This is a genomic window from Fulvitalea axinellae, assembly GCF_036492835.1.
Classification (GTDB): domain Bacteria; phylum Bacteroidota; class Bacteroidia; order Cytophagales; family Cyclobacteriaceae; genus Fulvitalea; species Fulvitalea axinellae.
On sequence record NZ_AP025318.1, the window covers coordinates 26,120 to 42,961 of the forward strand.

A 16,842-nucleotide genomic window follows, 5' to 3' on the forward strand; every position below is an offset into this window, starting at 1 on the left:
AACAAAGACATTGCACGATTGCAAATATAAAAATATAAGTATAATTTCATCTTGCCCAGTCAATTTAGGCGGTCTTATATAAAGAAAGAAGGTAGGTATGGTGGACGGAAGGAAGGTTTCCATCATCTTTCCTTTAGTGATAGGCATTGGTGCCTGTGATATATTTTCGGTATGAGTTTATTAAAAACAGTATTATTTATTGCTGGCGTAATTGTGTTTTTGGGGACGGGGACTTCTTTTGCGCAAATCACTCCAGGTAGTTCCAATAGTGGAAACGGCCCGAGTCTGGACGAGGTGCAGTCCGGTGTAGAAAGCAGAAGTTTTTTGCCAGGACACCCTAATCCCCCCACTGATGTGCCGATTGACGGAGGCGTAAGCCTGTTAATCGGAGCCGGGGTTGCGTTAGGGGCTCGTAAAGTGATCAAGAATAATAAAGGAAAGAACTCATGAAGTTATCTGTAACTCCCTTTTTCACAAGAAAGAACACTATTGAATCATGAGCGCATATACTACCCGATATTTAATCGCTTTATTTCTTATCAGTGTCTTCGGTGTTGTTATCGCTGGGGAAAGGCCTTTTTTTCCGCCTCCTTCGCTTAATAATGACCCCGTATTCTCTTCATCACCCAAGGTTACCGTACGGGATAATGAACAGTACGAATATATCATAGTGCTGTTCGACCAAGACAAAGACATAACCAGTATTGATTGGGCAAATAGTGTTTTGCCCGGTTGGATGTCGCATGAAGATTTGGGAATGTCCGTACCCACAATAGCGGGATCTTCACAAGGCTATCGGAACGGGACGGGAGCCGAGAGCTTATTCAATTGGCCGAAAGGAATGGTTGAGGACAGCGACGGAAATATTTTCGTTTCCGACGAGAATAACCATATTGTCCGTAAGATTTCCCCTGACGGCCAAGTGACAACGGTTGTTGGCGGTGAGGCCACTTCCGTTCAGTTGAATACGCCTCGGGGGTTGGTCTTGGATGCTGATGGCAACCTGTATATCGCTGATCACTTCGGACATAGCCTGTGGAAAGCCACTTTTGATGCCAGCGGTAACGCCACTGTCATTTTGATAGCCGGAGGAAATGGAAAAAGCAATATTGATGGCCCGGTAGGAACTTCGGGATTGCGTTTTCCATCGGATCTGGTAATTCAGGGAGATTATCTATACTTCACAGATAAAGGAAACAACTCTATCCGGAGAGTCGATCTTCGTCCGGGAAATAATTACACAACCAGTTGGTTTTCCGGTGGTCCGGGACAGGGCTACAAAGACGGCCCCGCAAACGAGGCGAAGTTCAGAAGGACTCTTGGAATCGATGTTGACGCTGACGGAAACTTTATAGTGGTTGACAGGCAGAACGACAGGATCCGGAGAGTGGCGCCCGACGGTAGCGTTACCACTATTGCGGGAGGATCGCAAGGTTATCAGGATGGACCTGCTCTGGAAGCTAAGTTTCATGATCCCGAGGGGCTATTGGTTGATATAGACGGGAGCATTTATGTGGCCGACGATTTTAACAACAAAGTCCGGAGGATAGCCTTTGATGAGGATGGTCAGGCTGGCGTCATGACAGTTACGGACGGCGGATACGATATGGCGGAGAATAAGGCTTTTTCATTCAACAGGCCTTCGTTTCTGATGAGAACGAATTCAGGGGATTTGTTGGTGTCCGATGCCGATAACCACCGGATTAGGAAAATAGAGGAAGAGAAAAGGGTATTCCGGCTTTACGGAAACTCGTATGGCCATGTAGGTTCGCACAATATCATATTGCGGGGTACGGACGGTAATGGCGGAAATGTGGAACAAGCGTTTACACTTACCGTTTCTGACGCAAATCCTAACCTACTTTCCATCGAGCGAAGAGATGGATACGGAGATGTTGTGGAAGGTGGTGAAGCACATTATACCGTTACGTTTAATGAGCCAGTGAGCAACGTAAGTCCCGATGATTTTATCACGAAGACAACAGAAGGAGTTACGGCGAGTATTACGCAGATTATTCCGGTGCCCGGTGAGGGTGGCCGAGGGCCAAACGTATACCATGTGGTGATGACTGGCATTTCCGGTTCCGGAACCCTGTCTGTCCAGTTGAGTGCGGGAAACAATATTGTCGACGCCGGGGGGAACAGTTACGAACCCAAAGACTTGCTTGGAGAAGCGGGCTATTACTATGTCCACGAAGAGGGAATATCAATCGAAGGAGACCCGGTTCAATTGCCGGTTGAAGGGGTTGATTATGAATACGTTTTCGGTATTTCGGGACCGGATAACGACAAAATTAACTTAAGCGCATCGAGTATTCCCGCTTGGGCGACCTTAAACTATTTAGGTGGAAATGTAGAGACCTTTTCGGGATCGGGAAGAGGAGGTTTGACCGATGGACCAAAGAATACTGCCAGGTTTTCTAATATGGGAGGCATTGCCCGTGATAGTGACGGAAACTTGTACGTAGCGCAATCGGCGAATAACAGGAGCGAGATAAGGAAAGTGAGCACGGACGGAAGTGTAAGCACGATTTACAACACTACTTTCAATACTCGAATCGTGAGTGTGGCGGTAGACAATTCCGGGAATGTGTATTTTGCCGAATACTACGGCCATAGAATCAGGAAAATTGATTCAGGCGGGACCGTAACCGTTTTGGCTGGCCCGGATGGCGATGACAACGGGCCAAAAGGATATAAAGACGGCCCAGCTGCGGAGGCTTTGTTCGATGGACCATTTGGCTTATGTGTAGATGAGGAAGGGAATGTTTTTGTGGCTGAATCCAACACTAACCATATCCGGAAGATTTCGGTTGAAGGCATGGTTAGCACCGTTGCCGGAAGTGGCAGGGGCTACCAAGACGGAGTGGGGTTGAACGCTAAGTTTAGGGTTCCGACTGACGTAGCCGTGGACAAGCACGGAACCCTTTATGTCGCGGACAGAGGGAACCGCCGTATCCGTAAGATATTGCCGAATGGCGAAGTTAGCACGCTTACCGGAACTGGTGGAGACGATGTTGTGGACGGCGACAAAAACACCGCGATGTTCAAAGGGCCGAACGGTATTGATATAGATAAGCAAGGCAATATTTATGTGGCGGATTATTACGGTCATGTGATTCGAAAAGTTTCGCCTACGGGAGTAGTGACTACGATTGGAGGTAAAGCCGTGACTTCTGGTTTTCAGGATTCTGAAAAAGGAGAATCATTATTTAAGTCGCCTTTTGACGTGGTGGTTGACGATGCGGGGGCATTGTATGTGTCGGACCGTGGGAACGTTAGGGTTCGGAAAATCCACGAAGCGCAAGTGTACGCCTTGCGCGGTGACGCCAGCGGGGTTTCTGCTCCGGAAACCGTTACGATAAAGGCGGAAAACCCTCACGGATATACGGCCGAGCAAACCTTTGATATTCATCCGCCTTTGAGTACGTTGTATTGGGCCGGCCCGGTAGACTCAGATGAGAGCCATATCACGGATGAATATACGATGGACTGGTTTGACGAGAAAAATTGGCGAGGCAAGTTGGGTGACGGCACTTATGTGAAAACAAACGGAATTCCTTCGGATAAGATCGAAGCGGTATTTGAGAACGATCACGCTTATAATATCGAAATCGGAACGGACACCGAAGTCAAGGGAATCGGATTGGGTATGACCGGTTCGGGAAAAGGAACCCTTTTGCGTTTGCGTTTAAGAAACGGAGCCGATTTACAGGTTGTCAACGGTTTTCAGCACCTTGGCATAACCGACCTTCCGGGTACTTATGAGGGAGGATTGACATTGGATTTGGAACATACCAATACCATTACTGCCCTGGACCTGAGTCAAGGCGGAAAGTCGTTGGTGAAAGAGATCGTCTTTAGCGGGAAAACTGGTACGCCGGGTATTTCCTTAAAACTTATGCCCCAGTCTGATTTTGTTTTTCCCCATATGACATTCACGGGATCGGGAAAATTTGGTGGCGTCGAAATAAAACCGGCTGGCGAAGTGACAGCCACGTTGGAAAAGAACAGTAGTGTCGCTGGGAATTTTTTCACGAATGAAAATCTCAATTTTAGTCTGGGCGATTACGACTTGGACTTATATAATAACTGGGATGGCGATGCCGGAACTTTTACAGCCGGGACTGGCTCGGTACGTTTTGTCGGAAATATTGACCAATCCGTTTCCGACGCTCATGAAATTCCGAATGTCACCTTGGCGAAAGGTTCATCAGCAAGAAAAGTAACGTTGCACCAGCAACTTCGTATAAACCGAACGCTTGAATTGGAGCGGGGCACTTTGGTGATTCCCAATGGCATTTACTTGGATGCGGATGAGGACAAATACGCCATCATTCCTGAAATAGCTATACCGAATGCGGTAAGAATCCGAAAATCAGAGACCAGCTCCAACAATGACGGAATCCTTACGATGAAAAGGGTTTTCGGCAAAAAAACGGAGCGAGAATTGTCCCAAGGCTGGATGCGTTTTGGTCCGGTGTTGAATGGGCAGATTTTCGGGGATTGGAAATCGCAGTTCCATATGTATATGGGGGCGGGAAATTCCAGCGTGAACCTTTTTGACGAGAAGAAATACGGAGATTATAAGACAGACGTTTCCGAAGAGTTTTATTGGACGGGAGTTTTTGATCCCACCACGGCCATTACCGCCGGTTTGGGCTATTCGATTTATGTTTACGGAAAAAATCTCGTAGACGGCACGCTCACTTTCGAGGAAAACGGAACATTGCCAAAAGGGAATATTTCTATAAAAACCCGCTATTCGGGAACATCGCTTTATCACGGATTCAATTTGGTGGCGAATCCTTACCCGTGCCCGATAAGCTGGGATAAGCTCCTGGCGGATCAAAACGACCCTAGCCTTTGGCACCATACCGCATACGTTTGGGACAGCGAAAAAGGGACTTATCGTTTCCTTAAAGACAATACAAACGGCGGGGATTATGTCGATAACACGGACTATGACGGACACATTTCCGACCCTGACCTGACTATTGCGCCCGGACAAGCCTTTTTGGTATATAAGCGAGGCGGAAGGGTGAACCAGAACAATTCGATAGTATTCAAGGAGTCCTCAAAAGTGAATGTCTTTGACAGGCCGCTTTTCAGAACGGAATCAAACTCTTCGGAATCGGATTCGGAAGGAATCGTTGTGGAATTGCGTGGGCCGTCGGGGCAAAGCTTGCCGGTGGCCTTAGGTTTCGATGATCGGGCCTCCGCCCAATTCGATTTGGCGGAAGATGATTTCCAGATGTCGGGAAGCGAGACGTTGTTGGCTATTTTGGCGAAAGGAACACAGCGAGATGGCACGAAAAACAAATCCGTGGAAGCCAGGCTGTCAAACCAGCCCTTCCCGGCAGAGGATTCGTTGATTAACATAAGCTTTGGCACGGCCAAATTGGGTCCGCATAAACTGGAATTCGGCAAATACCGGAAGCTTAAAGAAAGCAGATCCATAAAGATAATCGATCAGCACCTGAAAGATACCGTCGATATGCTGTCGGTTGACTCTTACGCTTTTGAAGTCAATTCAGACCAGTCTTCCTATGCGTCTGATCGGTTCAAAATTTGGCTTGGAAACAAGGAGTTGATGAACCGGGTTTATCTGGATTTCGGAAATGTGAAAGCCGGCGAAGGGCGTTTGGTAAATATTCCGGTTCGGGCGAAAGATTTCAAAAAGATGAAATCGCTGGATATGGACCTCAATTGGGATAAAAGCGTTTTTTCTTTCGAAAATGTGATAACGAAAATCCCGGGGCAATTTGACCTTGACAAAGGCGAAATCGGATCCGGAAAAATAGGGATCGAATGGAGAAGCGTAGAATCCGACGGTCTCAGCCTTCAGGATGGCGATACGTTGTTTTTGGCCCGTTATCGCGTAACGGATGACGCGCCTTTCCAAAGCGAATTCGAAATGGAGAAGTTGAGCGGACAGGGATTGACATTAAAAGGAGACAAACTTGTGGACGCTCCGATTTCGGGAGGAACGGGAAATGTGATTATCCGTCAGGCGTTGAAGGTAAAAGGCGAGGTTCGAGACAAATCTGGGAGTGTTGCTGTAAAAACAGTCTGGCAATGGAGCCTGGACGGAGAGGAGCAAGAACCTGTCACCGGGTCTGACCAGCACGCTTTCCGACCGCTTGAGGGAGAAATATTGGGCTTGCGCCCGAAAGTTAGTACAACCGATTCTAAGCCAAGTGTTCTCGATTTGGTCAAGATACGGCGTTCCATCCTCGGGACATATACATTCTCGGATGCGTTGGACGAATACGCTTCTGACCTTGACGGTAACGGAAAAGTGTCCACCGCCGATATCGGGGATTTGCGTGAAGTGATCTTGGGACTTCGTGACGATAGCGAGACCGATTGGAAAGTTCTGACCGAAGAATCGGTACAGAAAATAAAGGCCGGAGACTGGGAAGATCTGACGCACGAGGTTAACGCTTTAGTAAAAGAGTCGGACGAAGATAGAGTTTACAGCTTTACGGCGGTCAGAAAAGGTTCGGTTGGTGAAATGGACAAACAAACCCGGAGCCAAGGACGGTACTTGCATTCCAAGCCGTGGAAAACGAATGAGGACGGAACCCAGAGTATCGAGCTTTATTGCGATACAGATTTATCGGGCCTTCAGTTTTCATTGGCTTGGGAAAGCGGAAAATACGAGTTGGCGAAATGGGAGAACTTGGCAAACGGTAATCTTCAGGCAAACGTGAAATCGGGTGTGGCTAATATTCTTTGGAACGAAACCTTTGATTCGAAGAACGCGAACCAGCCTATCCTTCGTCTTACATACCGTTCAAAAAACCAAGGTTCTGAACTTCCTAAAATCGCCCTCGCCGAAAAGGGTGTTGAAGCTTTGGCCGTGGACCAAACATTAAATCCGTTTTCTGTTATCGGCCTGAACATCGAAGGTATGGAGGACGGGCCTGTAAGATTTTCGGCTAGCCCTAATCCCTTTAGGGATATGGTTACTTTCAGGGTTCCATCTGGTACAGGGAAAAGCGTAAAAGTGAAGATGTTTGATTTGCGAGGTGCGTTGATCGACTCTTTCGCCAGAATAGCGGAAACCGATTACCCGGAAATTGAATGGAAGCCAAGGGCTAATGGTGTACGGATTCTTCCCGGAACCTATATCTATAAAGTGAAATCAGACGGGAAAACGTTTGAGGGGCAGTTGATGGCAAAATAGGGAGGCGCGAAAAGTGCGCAAATAAAACCTTGGCTAGCCCAAGAATCACAAAGGGAGCGGATTATTTCCGCTCCCTTTGTTTTACGTATTCCGTTTAGGAAATATCCATTCTTCAATCTATAATTTATGCAAATTTAAAGTTCTGTTATCCTTAATATATAATACTATAGCTACTTTTGTTGAAGAGGTGACCTATAGCTAGTTTAAGGCATCGTTTTGTTGAGATATTGGCCCAGAATTTTTCCGCAATGTTCATAAGCCATTTCCAGTCTTCCGTCCAAAGAAGTGTCCTTAAAGGTTAGAGGTTTTGGAGGCTTTACGAATTTTACGACTACTGTAGAAACGGTTTTTTCAGGATCTCCGGATTTGAAAAAACGGGCTTCTACGTTAATGGAGGCGTCTTTTTTTGCCATACCCACTACATATCCGGGTTGTGTGTATGTGGTTTTTAATACCATTGTATACGGAGAATCACCCTTACTGCTGACTTTTATCTTCTTGGTTTTGAGCTGTTCCGACAGTTGATTCAGGAATACCGGTTCATAGCTGGTCGTCCGGCTTCTGTACCAGTTCATCCTCCATTCCTCTCCGCTACCCGATTTCTCTTTGTTCAGCTTTTCCATCTGGTTTCGGATGTAGTCTTTTTCATTTCTGAATTTTCCTACCCGCATACTGTCATAGACGTATTTCACCCGTAAGCTATGTTGGCCTTTCAGAAAATCCAGATTACCTTGGGTGACTTTTATGGTTTGTCCGAAAACATGGGTCCCTACTATTGTCATAAACACAACAAAAAGTACGGGAGAAATTCTTCGTGTTATTATACCTCGCATAATGTGCTAAATAGATTGTAAAGAAGACTGATCTATATAAACATAATATTGTATAATATTGTTGAATGAAATTTTATATAAACCGGTTTTCAATGAAAGGAAAATGCCCGGCAGTGCGTTTTTGAATATTCGTATTTGTCTTATTTATTGTGTTCTTCTCTATTGTGACCTTTTTTCTATTATCCTCTTCAGAGATATTTCAGGTGATATTTTCAATGATTTTGCAATTGTGAATCATGAAAAATGAAGCTGAATATAATAAACAAATGTTCAAGTGATCATGAAGAGGTGAAGTATTTTTCCTTTAAAAAATAGTTTGTGTCTTTTTTCAAGATAAACTTACTCTTATCTATTTATTTGTCTTGTTATAACTGTGTTGTATATATAACTGAATATTCGTCTTTTTTTGATATTGGTCAAGGTAGTAGTGAGTATGTCCGTCTAATTTTGCCTTATGTTTTTGTCTCGGTTAACCTGCGGCAAGGGCGAAAAACAAACATTGAAAACCACTGGCGGTAAGAATACGAAGCTGGTGCAAGAAAGTTTTGACCATGACTTTGACCCAAATATTTGCCCGTTTTCGGTGGCGCATAAGCGTCACTTTATTTATCGTATTGGTGGAAGCCGTGCTTTTCGTGCTCTTTCCGCTGTTTATCGGATACGCTATTAATGGAGTGTTGGAAAAATCATATTCTGGACTCATATATCTGGGCTGTCTGAGTTTGTTGACGCTGATTACCGGAACGGCCCGGCGTTTCTATGACTCCAGAGTCTACGCTGGGATTTATCAGGAGCTGGGAGTGGAGACTTTTGAGCGCAATCAAACGGCGGAGACTTCCAAACTTTCGGCAAGGATCAATATGTTGCAGGAGTTGGTTGAATTCTTTGAAAATTCGTTTCCCCAATTGGTGAACAGGGTTATCGGTTTTGTCGGTATTCTGATTTTATTGTTCTCTTTCAGCCTTAATATTTTTCTGGCTTGTCTGGTTGTAACGGTTGTTACCGTGTTGGTTTTCGGTTTTACGGCGGAAAAGACCATGCGCTTTAACACCAAGTATAACGATACGCTGGAAAAACAAGTAAGCGTATTGGAACAGGGGCGTTCGCTATTGGTGAAAGGGTATGTCAAAAACCTGATGCGATGGAATATCAGGCTTTCGGATTTGGAGACCGTGAATTATTCGATCGTCTTTTTGGCGATGGTCGGATTGATGATTTACGCTGTGGTTGAGTCCGTTGGAATGGGGACGATGAATTACGGAGCTATTTTCTCAGTGGTGATGTACGTGTTCGAGTTTATGAACAATACGTTCGAATTGCCGGTGTATTATCAGGAGTGGTTGAGGCTGAAGGATATCTCTGAAAGGCTTCAGGATAATCAGGAGCGAATTGACAGATGAGGCCTCCGGTATTGGTTCGTGGTTTTAGGTGAACAAAAGTTTGATTGCTGATTGGGTGTAGAATCACCTTTCCTTGGAAATATGGTCAAGGATCATCTTCGGAGGCCGGCAGGGCTTCTTGTTCTTTTCGTTCATAAACGCCACCGTTACTTTGGCCTCGTTTATCAGGATTGTCTCGTTCTTGTAAAGCTCGTATGCAAATACGACCGTTGGTCCCACAGCTTTCTCGATTCGGGTGACAACCGTTAGCCAATCATCATAATGCGCTGGACGAAGGTATTTCAATTCCGCTTTGGTAACGGGCATCCAGATACCGCATTCCTCAATTTCTCGGTAACAGAGTCCCCAGTCCCGGAAAGCTTCCCATCGCGCCGACTCGTAATACTGCAAATAAGCTGAATGGTGCACAAACCCCATCTTGTCAGTATCGGAATAACTCACTCGGAAGCTATGTCTGTGTTCGTTGTGCTGTAAGTCCTTGAACATAATGTGTATCGTTAAAAGTATCCGTATAGGACATAGGCGAGTGCTTTGTCGAATGGTAAACTATTTGTCATACAGGAAGGCGATACCTTCTTGATGACTTTTTTGTCCTAGAATCAGATAAGTATATAATAAATAGCAAAGCCGATAAGTGCCAATTTATACAAGGCAAAGAGGCTTCGGACTAATATAGGTCAGTGTTTCTGGTGATTTTGCGCCGACTTATCCGGGATTTAACTTTTTGGGACGCTTTAGGGTTGACAGAGGGGGAGAGTGTGTCGAAGAATGTTTAGAAGGCAAGGACAGAGCAAGCATCGCCGGAGAGGAACGGCGGGAAAGGCGGGAGTGGCCAAGATGCCACCCGTGCAGGCTATGTTCACCCGCCGGGATTTTGATTCTCTTTTACTGACCGAAGAAGATCAGGAAGAAGAGGAATTTACGCATATAACCGCCGAAGAGATGGCGGATATCCCCGCGACGAAACAAAGGGGATGGCTGGCCCGGCATCTTTTTTCCTGTGGCGCTCCGAATGTGGAGCCTATAGCCTACGCCCAGGCCCGAGCCGATAAATTAGGACTTTCCAAAAGCAGAAAAACCAAAATAGCCGAAAGCAATCCGGAAATTGAGGGAATTCGCAGGCGTTTGGAAGAATACGAGACGCTGGACCGAAGGATGAATCCGGCTACCGCCCCGCCAACTTTAAAAAACGCCGTTTCCCGAATTGGCGGATTTCTGCCTAAACGAGATCCCGTTCCATCGTTTACAACAAAATTATTTTGACCTCCGCCGGCACGGATCCGAGCCAGAGCGAATGCCCAATATTTTTGCGGACGGGGAGGATATGACCGACGGCGCGGAACCTGTTGAGGATGATTTGGAAGAAATGCTCCGTAATTCCAAACGGTTGGGCATTATGGGAAAAGCCTTTGAACGGATGCAAGCCGAATGGATGGGAAAGCGCAGACGTGCGGAAACTAATGCTCAACAATCTGATAGAGGCAAATTGGAAAGGCAAGCTGTAGAGGTGATGGGTGAAATCTCCGACCTAAGAGAGGAGGAGATAACCCAAGAGGCCGATCATTCATTAAGAATATCTTCTTTGGAATCTCTTAGCCATAGTATTTCCAGTCAGTTGGAAGAGCCGGATATTTTTCAAGCGGCGATGATTGCCAAAGTTAATGAACTAAAGACAGATTATTTCCGGAATAAAGACCTGATGTGGGCCTATGAAGCCGAGATGGAGAAACTAGGAGACGTAGGAAGCCTGGAAGATGTTCCCGTAGTGGAGAAAACGGAAGATTGGGAAATGATGCTTTTCCCGGAAACGGAAGATCTCGCCTTTATGGCGCCCGATGTGTCCGCTAGGGAAATCAGGGCGATATTAAGCAGGAACCCGGGCTTGGCGGTCCATTTGATCGAGCAGGAAATCGATCGGTTGGCGGGGTTGGTGGAGAAAGGGAGCGCTTTGGTAAAAGCCAAAGACGATCAGAATCTAAAAGTGAAAGTGGCGGTGGAAAAGGATGGAGATGTAGTGCCCCTTCCGAATTTTGTCAATTCCCTCGATATGTCTATTGTCGAGATAGAGCGGTTAATAGATGATCTGCTGGAGGAATTTCCCCAGATCCACGCCGATGCCGAAAGGCTGTTTGAAATGGGAACCAAGGTGGTGGAAACGATTGACGGGGAAGGTGGAATGGATGAAGCGATGAAATTTGCCTCCGCTTGGCTACGTGACGAAAATTACAGGCCTGAGGAAGAGGAACTGGATTATCAAGACGCGTTGTATCGCTACGTATGTGTGAAGTTTGAAGGGCTGGAATCCGCTAAAAACGACAGGGACTATTATAAGGATATGTTACGGACCAAGATGGATACCGTAGAGCGCTATGCGGTGACCAGGCTGACGGAGCAAATGGCGAAATTGAAAGTGGCGAAGAGGGGTTTTGTTCCGCAGAGAGTGGTGATGCTGGGAGAACAAGACCAAACTGGAGGCCAGTACGCAAGGGTGGAGACTTGGCAACACCTTTATAGATATGAAGAGAAACTACGGATGCTGGACGAAATGGAAGCGGAAAGCGAAACATGGCGAACCAGAGTGGCTCCGGGCGGGTTTGAGTTGCCTGAGCAGGAGAGGGTGCTGTTGAGAGCGTTGGAAAGGTTGAAGTCGGAAATTGAAACTGAAAGGGCGAATTTGATGAAAAGGCGAGACGCTTTGCTAAATCCGGAGCCGGCGAAAAGAATTAAGTTTATGAATGTGCCTAAAAAAAGAAAGTGATTTTGGAAAGCCAAAAGAGTCGCTTTGTTAAAGATATTGCCATGATGATAATTGGAGTTTGATGTCACAATTTTTAAATTAATAAATCAATTTTTCAAGCCTGAATTCTAGGCCACTTTTGATTTTTTCCACTGATTTTTCAACACACCACACATTAAAAAAACTGTTTATGAAAAGAGTTTTAATTTTTGCATTGTGTATGATGGCGCTTCACGCCATGGGGCAACAGTGTTATGATCCCGATTTTCCCGAAATGACCGAGTTTATGAAGGCCGGTGTGCGGGGAGGAATCCCCGATGACCTGTCCATTGTGCAAACCCTGTCTCCGGGTGATGATCTGCAAGCGACATTAAACCAAGTTTCGGGAGCCGGAGGCGGAGTTGTTTTGCTGAAGGAAGGTACATACTCCTTCTCCAATACTATTAAAATCCCGTCGAATGTAGTGTTAAGGGGAGAAAGCCGTAGCGGAACTATTTTGCGTTGCCTAATGCGTTCGACAGGCAAAACTTCGGCGGTGCTTTTTGAAAATGCCACAAAGGCCGGGCTGGAAAACCTGACGGTAACGTTGGACGCCGGCGATATAGAACCTATAGACCGAAAAAACAGAACTGATGGCGGATGGTGCGGGGATTGTTTTAAGAATAATCCATCAGGCGCAAAGGACCTTTACGTACGCTTGGTGCATGTAAACGGCGGCAGTTCCGACTGTTGGGTTAAGGACTGCGATATTATCAAGTCCGGCACTGATCCGGTACTTTTAGAGGGAAAGCACAACACTTTCAAAAACAACGTTGTGGACCGGTGCTTCAATAAAGGTTCGGGTGGTAACGGTTATTATGACGTTCGGGGAAGTTATAACCTAATTGAAGGCGAAACGGTGAAAAGAATCAGGCATTTCGCCATTCAGCAAGGTGCCGAATACAATGTAGTGACCAAGTGCTATTTCGAGGTCGATATCAACTTCCACAATAAAGACAAAGGCCGTAATCTGGTGGAAGACAATAAGATCTTTTTGGCCACATGGCACGGCTGGAATATCTTCTCGACTGGTGGCGCAAGCTATGGTCACACGCCTCCGGGAGACCGGAATATCCTGTTTAACAATAAGACGAAGTATAAGTGGGAAGCGGAGAATGTCCGTTTTGCCGACCCCAATGTCGTATACACATTCACAACTTACGGCGACCCTAAAGACAGCGGTTGGGACGTGCCTCCTTGTGGAACATTTTTGTTGGATCCGAACGCGGCGGGGAACGAACTTAGTATCGATACCCAACCAGTTGCTGTTACCGTTTGTGAAAACGGCGAAGCGGAGTTTAGTGTAAAAGCGACAAACGGAACAGCCTACCGCTGGTATTTTAAAGGAAAAGCGATCCATGACAATTCGTATTATTCGGGAACAAATACGAATACCCTAAAAGTAAAAAAAGCGGCGAAAACTAAACAAGGAGCATATAGCGTAAAAGTGTCGGGAATCCAGCAGGGACTGACGATGGATTCAGAGTCTGGCGAACTGACGATTAATGATCTGCCGGCTATCCAACCGTTTGGAAATCTGTCTGCGGAAGAAGGAAAATCGGTGACGCTTGAGGTGGAATTGCTTGGCCAAGATATCGCTGGCCACACTTTTCAATGGTTTTCGAGCCCATCTGAAGAGGCGGATCCGGTAATAATGGACGGAGAGAGTGAAAAGAGCTTATCCTTTACTCCCAAAATGAATCAGAATGGCCATAAATTCGGAGTGAAAGTTACGGGGCCGCAAGGCTGTTCGGCTATGTCGAATATGGCCAGTATCAGTGTGTTCCGTCTTTTGGATGCACAATCTCAGGTTGCGGATATAACGGTGCTCCCAAATCCTGCGGAACGATATGTGAGCGTGCGTGGAATGGAAGAAGGAGACGTGGAGATCTATACTTTGGACGGCCGTTTTGTATTGTCTGTCTCTGCGGTTGCGGGCGGAGAGTTGGACTTGGGTGATGTCAATCCGGGAACTTATATATTAAGAACGGTTTCAGGAGAGACAGTGTCACAGACCAGATTAGTCTTGCAATAGACAGAATATCGAACATTACTCTCATTGATGAAAACAGAAATCCCGGCCCAGAGAGCTGGGATTTTTTTGTCTTTATAAAGCGAATTTTAGGCTTCAGCCTTCTCTGATAAAGCGTTTTCGAGAGCGTTGATATTAGTTGTAAGTTTCGATAGCTCTTCCTCTTCCAGCTTTCCGTCTGTCACTTTATCGTAGAACGACCCGAGGCTGTATGTTCCCACTACCTCGGCGCCCCACCATGGAGCTAATCCTTTCAGTACGTTCAGGGTATTCGCTCCGCCGTAGCCACCGGGCGAAGTACTGAGAAGCAATACGGGTTTCTCTCCGAAAAATTTCCCTTCGGTTCTGGATAGCCAGTCGAAGGTGTTTTTTGCTACGGCCGGAATGTAGCCGTTGTGCTCAGGAGTGGAGAAGATAAAAGCGTCGTGCTCGTCCATCAGAGTCCTGAGTTCTGCGATTTTCTCCGGAATTCCCGAATCTCCTTCCAAATCTTCGCCATAAATAGGCGCCGGAAAGTCACGGATATCTATCACGGTAACTTTATGGTTTTTGACTACTTGAGAAGCTATCGAGACGAGTGTCTGGTTAATGGATTTTGAGCTGTTACTTCCGGAGAATGCTAAGATCTTTTTCATGGCAGTTTAAGTTAGGGGGTGGTAAAAATGTAGGTCCGCATTTTATTTTGACTCTCAAATCAAAATGACGTTCCATGGTTATTGTTGATTGATAGGTTCTTTTTAGGTTATCCTCTCAGTTTGTCCAACAGGTCGGAAAGGATTCGGGATTCTTCTTCCGAAAGGTTAAAATGCTTGTCTACAACCTCTTTTAAGGGCTCTTCTATCCGGTCAAGCAAATCTATACCTGTGGGAGTGATCGAAATATCCATCTTTCGTCTATTATCGGGGCAGATTTCCCGGGTCACGTATTCTTTGTCGAGCAGTTTGTCAATAAGACGGCTTGCGTTGGAATTCCTGTCCAGCATGCGCTCGGTGATGTACATAAGCGTGACGGGCTTTTTGGCTCCTTTCAATATCCTGAGCACATTGAATTGTTGGTGGGAAATGCCAAACTGGCTCCAAACCTGCTTCAAACCTCTCTCATACCAGCTTGCCGTATACAAAAGGTTAAGTGAAGCCTTCTTTCTTTGACTTTGAAAGCTCTTCTGTTTTATCTCCTCTCCTATGTTTCCCATACAATAGATGTTTATACAACAATAATACGAACATGAATTATATATGGTTATTCCAAATCGGTTTTATTTTGAAAATAATTATAAGTAACTGGTTATCAGTAGTTGTTTTTCGAGCAATAAAGCGATTGGCGCTTCGTTTTTGAAAAAATGACCCGGGGAAGGTGTTTGCGTAAACTCCGAAATCGATTTCGGTAACGCTAATGCCCCACCGGATTGTTGCCCGAAAGCGACGAAATAGGCGAAAGCGTACGGTTCGCCAAGCGTCTTGGGCACTTTAGTATTTAATGAAAAACGTACTATGAAAAAAATCGAAAAACGTAAGCTTGACATTTCGATCACGGTGATTGAGAATAGGTCAGCACCTGTGGCTACTTCCGAGGAACGTTCGCTTCCTTCGGCCTGTTGTTGCTGTTGCTGTTGTTCTTGCTGCTTTTCAATTGGAGTGGGAGGAAACAATAGCGGGAGTCCGTCCATGACGCCGCCTATGGCTGACCTGTGATCGTCTTAGGACTCAATACACGGAAGACAATTCGGTTTAGCCCGATAGAACGTATGAAAAATTGAGGGTTCCTCAAGCCGTTTCGTCACGATCGTATCTGGATTTTCTGGATCGGGACAAAAATTTTGTTCCGCAACGGAAAAAACACCCAGATTGCGTCGCCGGGTTTTCTGCAAAAACAGTTTCCGCAAAGCTAAAGGACTTTTGCGGTCCGGAAGCCTCTGCGGGTACGGAAAAGGGGTGTTGAAGAAGAAAGGGGAATTATATGCAAGTTATTATATAATTATTATCCTGAAACACAGGCTAATAAATTGTATTATACAAAGCATGAAGAATCGTGTATATATTCATAAAAATACTTGGTGCTTACGTTCCTTCTTACTTCATTTACAGAAATGGGATGTCTATTTCCGGAACACGGACACCTTTTTCCACAGCTGTTATTTTGATTCGAAAACGTTTTCAGGCTTATTATTTCAGATACCCAAAACGAATAGAGCTATGAAAAATGTACAAAAACGAAAACTCGACATTTCTATCAGCGTAATCGAGAACCGTTCGGCTCCTATAGCCAATACTGACGACCGCAACTTGCCAGCGGCTTGTTGTTGCTGTTGCTGCTGTTCTTGCTGCTTTGCGGCCGGTACGGGTGGCAACAACGGCGGCGACCCGACAGGCGTGCCTTTGAATGACGTGGTTGGAAGCTAAAGGAGGATTACGTAGGAATGTTTTTTGACGAGATCGAATAACCCTCGGTAGCTTTTCGGGTTATTGAGGCGGAAACCTACAGGCAATGAGAGTCCGGATTCCGGAATCTCGTTGCTTTTTCTTACCCGGTTGACCGAACCGGGCGTTTATTGTATGCGGGCGGCACGGCAGTGCGGGGTCCCAATGTGTTCCCCATTGCCGTTTCGTCCT

12 protein-coding genes are annotated in these 16,842 nt (G+C 45.9%); 7 read left to right on the top strand and 5 right to left on the bottom strand.

Going from position 1 to position 16,842, the window contains the following annotated elements; translation table 11 throughout:
- Positions 1–171: 171 nt before the first annotated feature.
- Positions 172–450 (top strand): PID-CTERM protein-sorting domain-containing protein, encoded by a 279-nt coding sequence (locus tag AABK39_RS23365; RefSeq protein ID WP_338395642.1) that lies wholly within the window; start codon positions 172–174, stop codon positions 448–450.
- A 46-nt stretch (positions 451–496) separates the two neighbouring features.
- Complete coding sequence (locus AABK39_RS23370) at positions 497–7,192, top strand: hypothetical protein (RefSeq protein ID WP_338395643.1); 6,696 nt, start codon at positions 497–499, stop codon at positions 7,190–7,192.
- A 203-nt stretch (positions 7,193–7,395) separates the two neighbouring features.
- Here the strand turns inward: AABK39_RS23370 and AABK39_RS23375 are convergent, their stop codons facing one another.
- Entirely contained in the window at positions 7,396–7,974 is a 579-nt protein-coding gene (locus tag AABK39_RS23375; protein ID WP_338395644.1) for a hypothetical protein, read from the bottom strand.
- A gap of 602 nt (positions 7,975–8,576) precedes the next feature.
- Here AABK39_RS23375 and AABK39_RS23380 point away from each other — a divergent pair.
- Positions 8,577–9,425 carry an ABC transporter six-transmembrane domain-containing protein gene (locus AABK39_RS23380; protein WP_338395645.1) on the top strand — a complete coding sequence of 283 codons (849 nt, stop codon included), beginning with the start codon at positions 8,577–8,579 and terminating at the stop codon, positions 9,423–9,425.
- A gap of 63 nt (positions 9,426–9,488) precedes the next feature.
- Here AABK39_RS23380 and AABK39_RS23385 read toward each other — a convergent pair whose 3' ends face one another.
- The gene (locus tag AABK39_RS23385) at positions 9,489–9,911 is read right to left on the bottom strand and encodes an acyl-CoA thioesterase (protein ID WP_338395646.1); all 423 of its coding nucleotides are present in this window, start codon (positions 9,909–9,911) and stop codon (positions 9,489–9,491) included.
- Between the two features lie 282 nt (positions 9,912–10,193).
- Between AABK39_RS23385 and AABK39_RS23390 the strand changes: the two genes are divergently transcribed.
- The 3 genes from AABK39_RS23390 to AABK39_RS23400 all read left to right on the top strand — a co-directional run bounded on the left by AABK39_RS23390 (position 10,194) and on the right by AABK39_RS23400 (position 14,236).
- The gene (locus AABK39_RS23390; protein ID WP_338395647.1) at positions 10,194–10,688 is read left to right on the top strand and encodes a hypothetical protein; all 495 of its coding nucleotides are present in this window, start codon (positions 10,194–10,196) and stop codon (positions 10,686–10,688) included.
- Positions 10,689–10,719: 31 nt separating this feature from the next.
- Entirely contained in the window at positions 10,720–12,183 is a 1,464-nt protein-coding gene (locus tag AABK39_RS23395) for a hypothetical protein (RefSeq protein WP_338395648.1), read from the top strand.
- 169 nt (positions 12,184–12,352) lie between these two features.
- Complete coding sequence (locus AABK39_RS23400) at positions 12,353–14,236, top strand: T9SS type A sorting domain-containing protein (protein WP_338395649.1); 1,884 nt, start codon at positions 12,353–12,355, stop codon at positions 14,234–14,236.
- An 86-nt stretch (positions 14,237–14,322) separates the two neighbouring features.
- Here AABK39_RS23400 and AABK39_RS23405 read toward each other — a convergent pair whose 3' ends face one another.
- The 3 genes from AABK39_RS23405 to AABK39_RS23415 form a co-directional block, all read right to left on the bottom strand.
- Entirely contained in the window at positions 14,323–14,868 is a 546-nt protein-coding gene (locus AABK39_RS23405; RefSeq protein WP_338395650.1) for an NADPH-dependent FMN reductase, read from the bottom strand.
- A 107-nt stretch (positions 14,869–14,975) separates the two neighbouring features.
- A complete protein-coding gene (locus tag AABK39_RS23410; RefSeq protein WP_338395651.1) occupies positions 14,976–15,425 on the bottom strand; it encodes a MarR family winged helix-turn-helix transcriptional regulator in 450 nt (149 codons plus the stop codon).
- Positions 15,426–15,503: 78 nt separating this feature from the next.
- Positions 15,504–15,899 (bottom strand): hypothetical protein, encoded by a 396-nt coding sequence (locus AABK39_RS23415; protein WP_338395652.1) that lies wholly within the window; start codon positions 15,897–15,899, stop codon positions 15,504–15,506.
- A 526-nt stretch (positions 15,900–16,425) separates the two neighbouring features.
- Here AABK39_RS23415 and AABK39_RS23420 point away from each other — a divergent pair.
- Positions 16,426–16,632, top strand: a complete 207-nt coding sequence (locus AABK39_RS23420; protein WP_338395653.1) for a hypothetical protein — start codon at positions 16,426–16,428, stop codon at positions 16,630–16,632.
- Positions 16,633–16,842 lie beyond the last annotated feature (210 nt).

Coding starts and splice junctions, on each gene's coding strand:
- AABK39_RS23365 (WP_338395642.1), top strand. CDS start 172: ATGAGTTTATTAAAAACAGTATTATTTATTGCTGGCGTAATTGTGTTT.
- AABK39_RS23370 (WP_338395643.1), top strand. CDS start 497: ATGAGCGCATATACTACCCGATATTTAATCGCTTTATTTCTTATCAGT.
- AABK39_RS23375 (WP_338395644.1), bottom strand. CDS start 7,974: ATGACAATAGTAGGGACCCATGTTTTCGGACAAACCATAAAAGTCACC.
- AABK39_RS23380 (WP_338395645.1), top strand. CDS start 8,577: ATGACTTTGACCCAAATATTTGCCCGTTTTCGGTGGCGCATAAGCGTC.
- AABK39_RS23385 (WP_338395646.1), bottom strand. CDS start 9,911: ATGTTCAAGGACTTACAGCACAACGAACACAGACATAGCTTCCGAGTG.
- AABK39_RS23390 (WP_338395647.1), top strand. CDS start 10,194: ATGTTTAGAAGGCAAGGACAGAGCAAGCATCGCCGGAGAGGAACGGCG.
- AABK39_RS23395 (WP_338395648.1), top strand. CDS start 10,720: ATGCCCAATATTTTTGCGGACGGGGAGGATATGACCGACGGCGCGGAA.
- AABK39_RS23400 (WP_338395649.1), top strand. CDS start 12,353: ATGAAAAGAGTTTTAATTTTTGCATTGTGTATGATGGCGCTTCACGCC.
- AABK39_RS23405 (WP_338395650.1), bottom strand. CDS start 14,868: ATGAAAAAGATCTTAGCATTCTCCGGAAGTAACAGCTCAAAATCCATT.
- AABK39_RS23410 (WP_338395651.1), bottom strand. CDS start 15,425: ATGGGAAACATAGGAGAGGAGATAAAACAGAAGAGCTTTCAAAGTCAA.
- AABK39_RS23415 (WP_338395652.1), bottom strand. CDS start 15,899: ATGGACGGACTCCCGCTATTGTTTCCTCCCACTCCAATTGAAAAGCAG.
- AABK39_RS23420 (WP_338395653.1), top strand. CDS start 16,426: ATGAAAAATGTACAAAAACGAAAACTCGACATTTCTATCAGCGTAATC.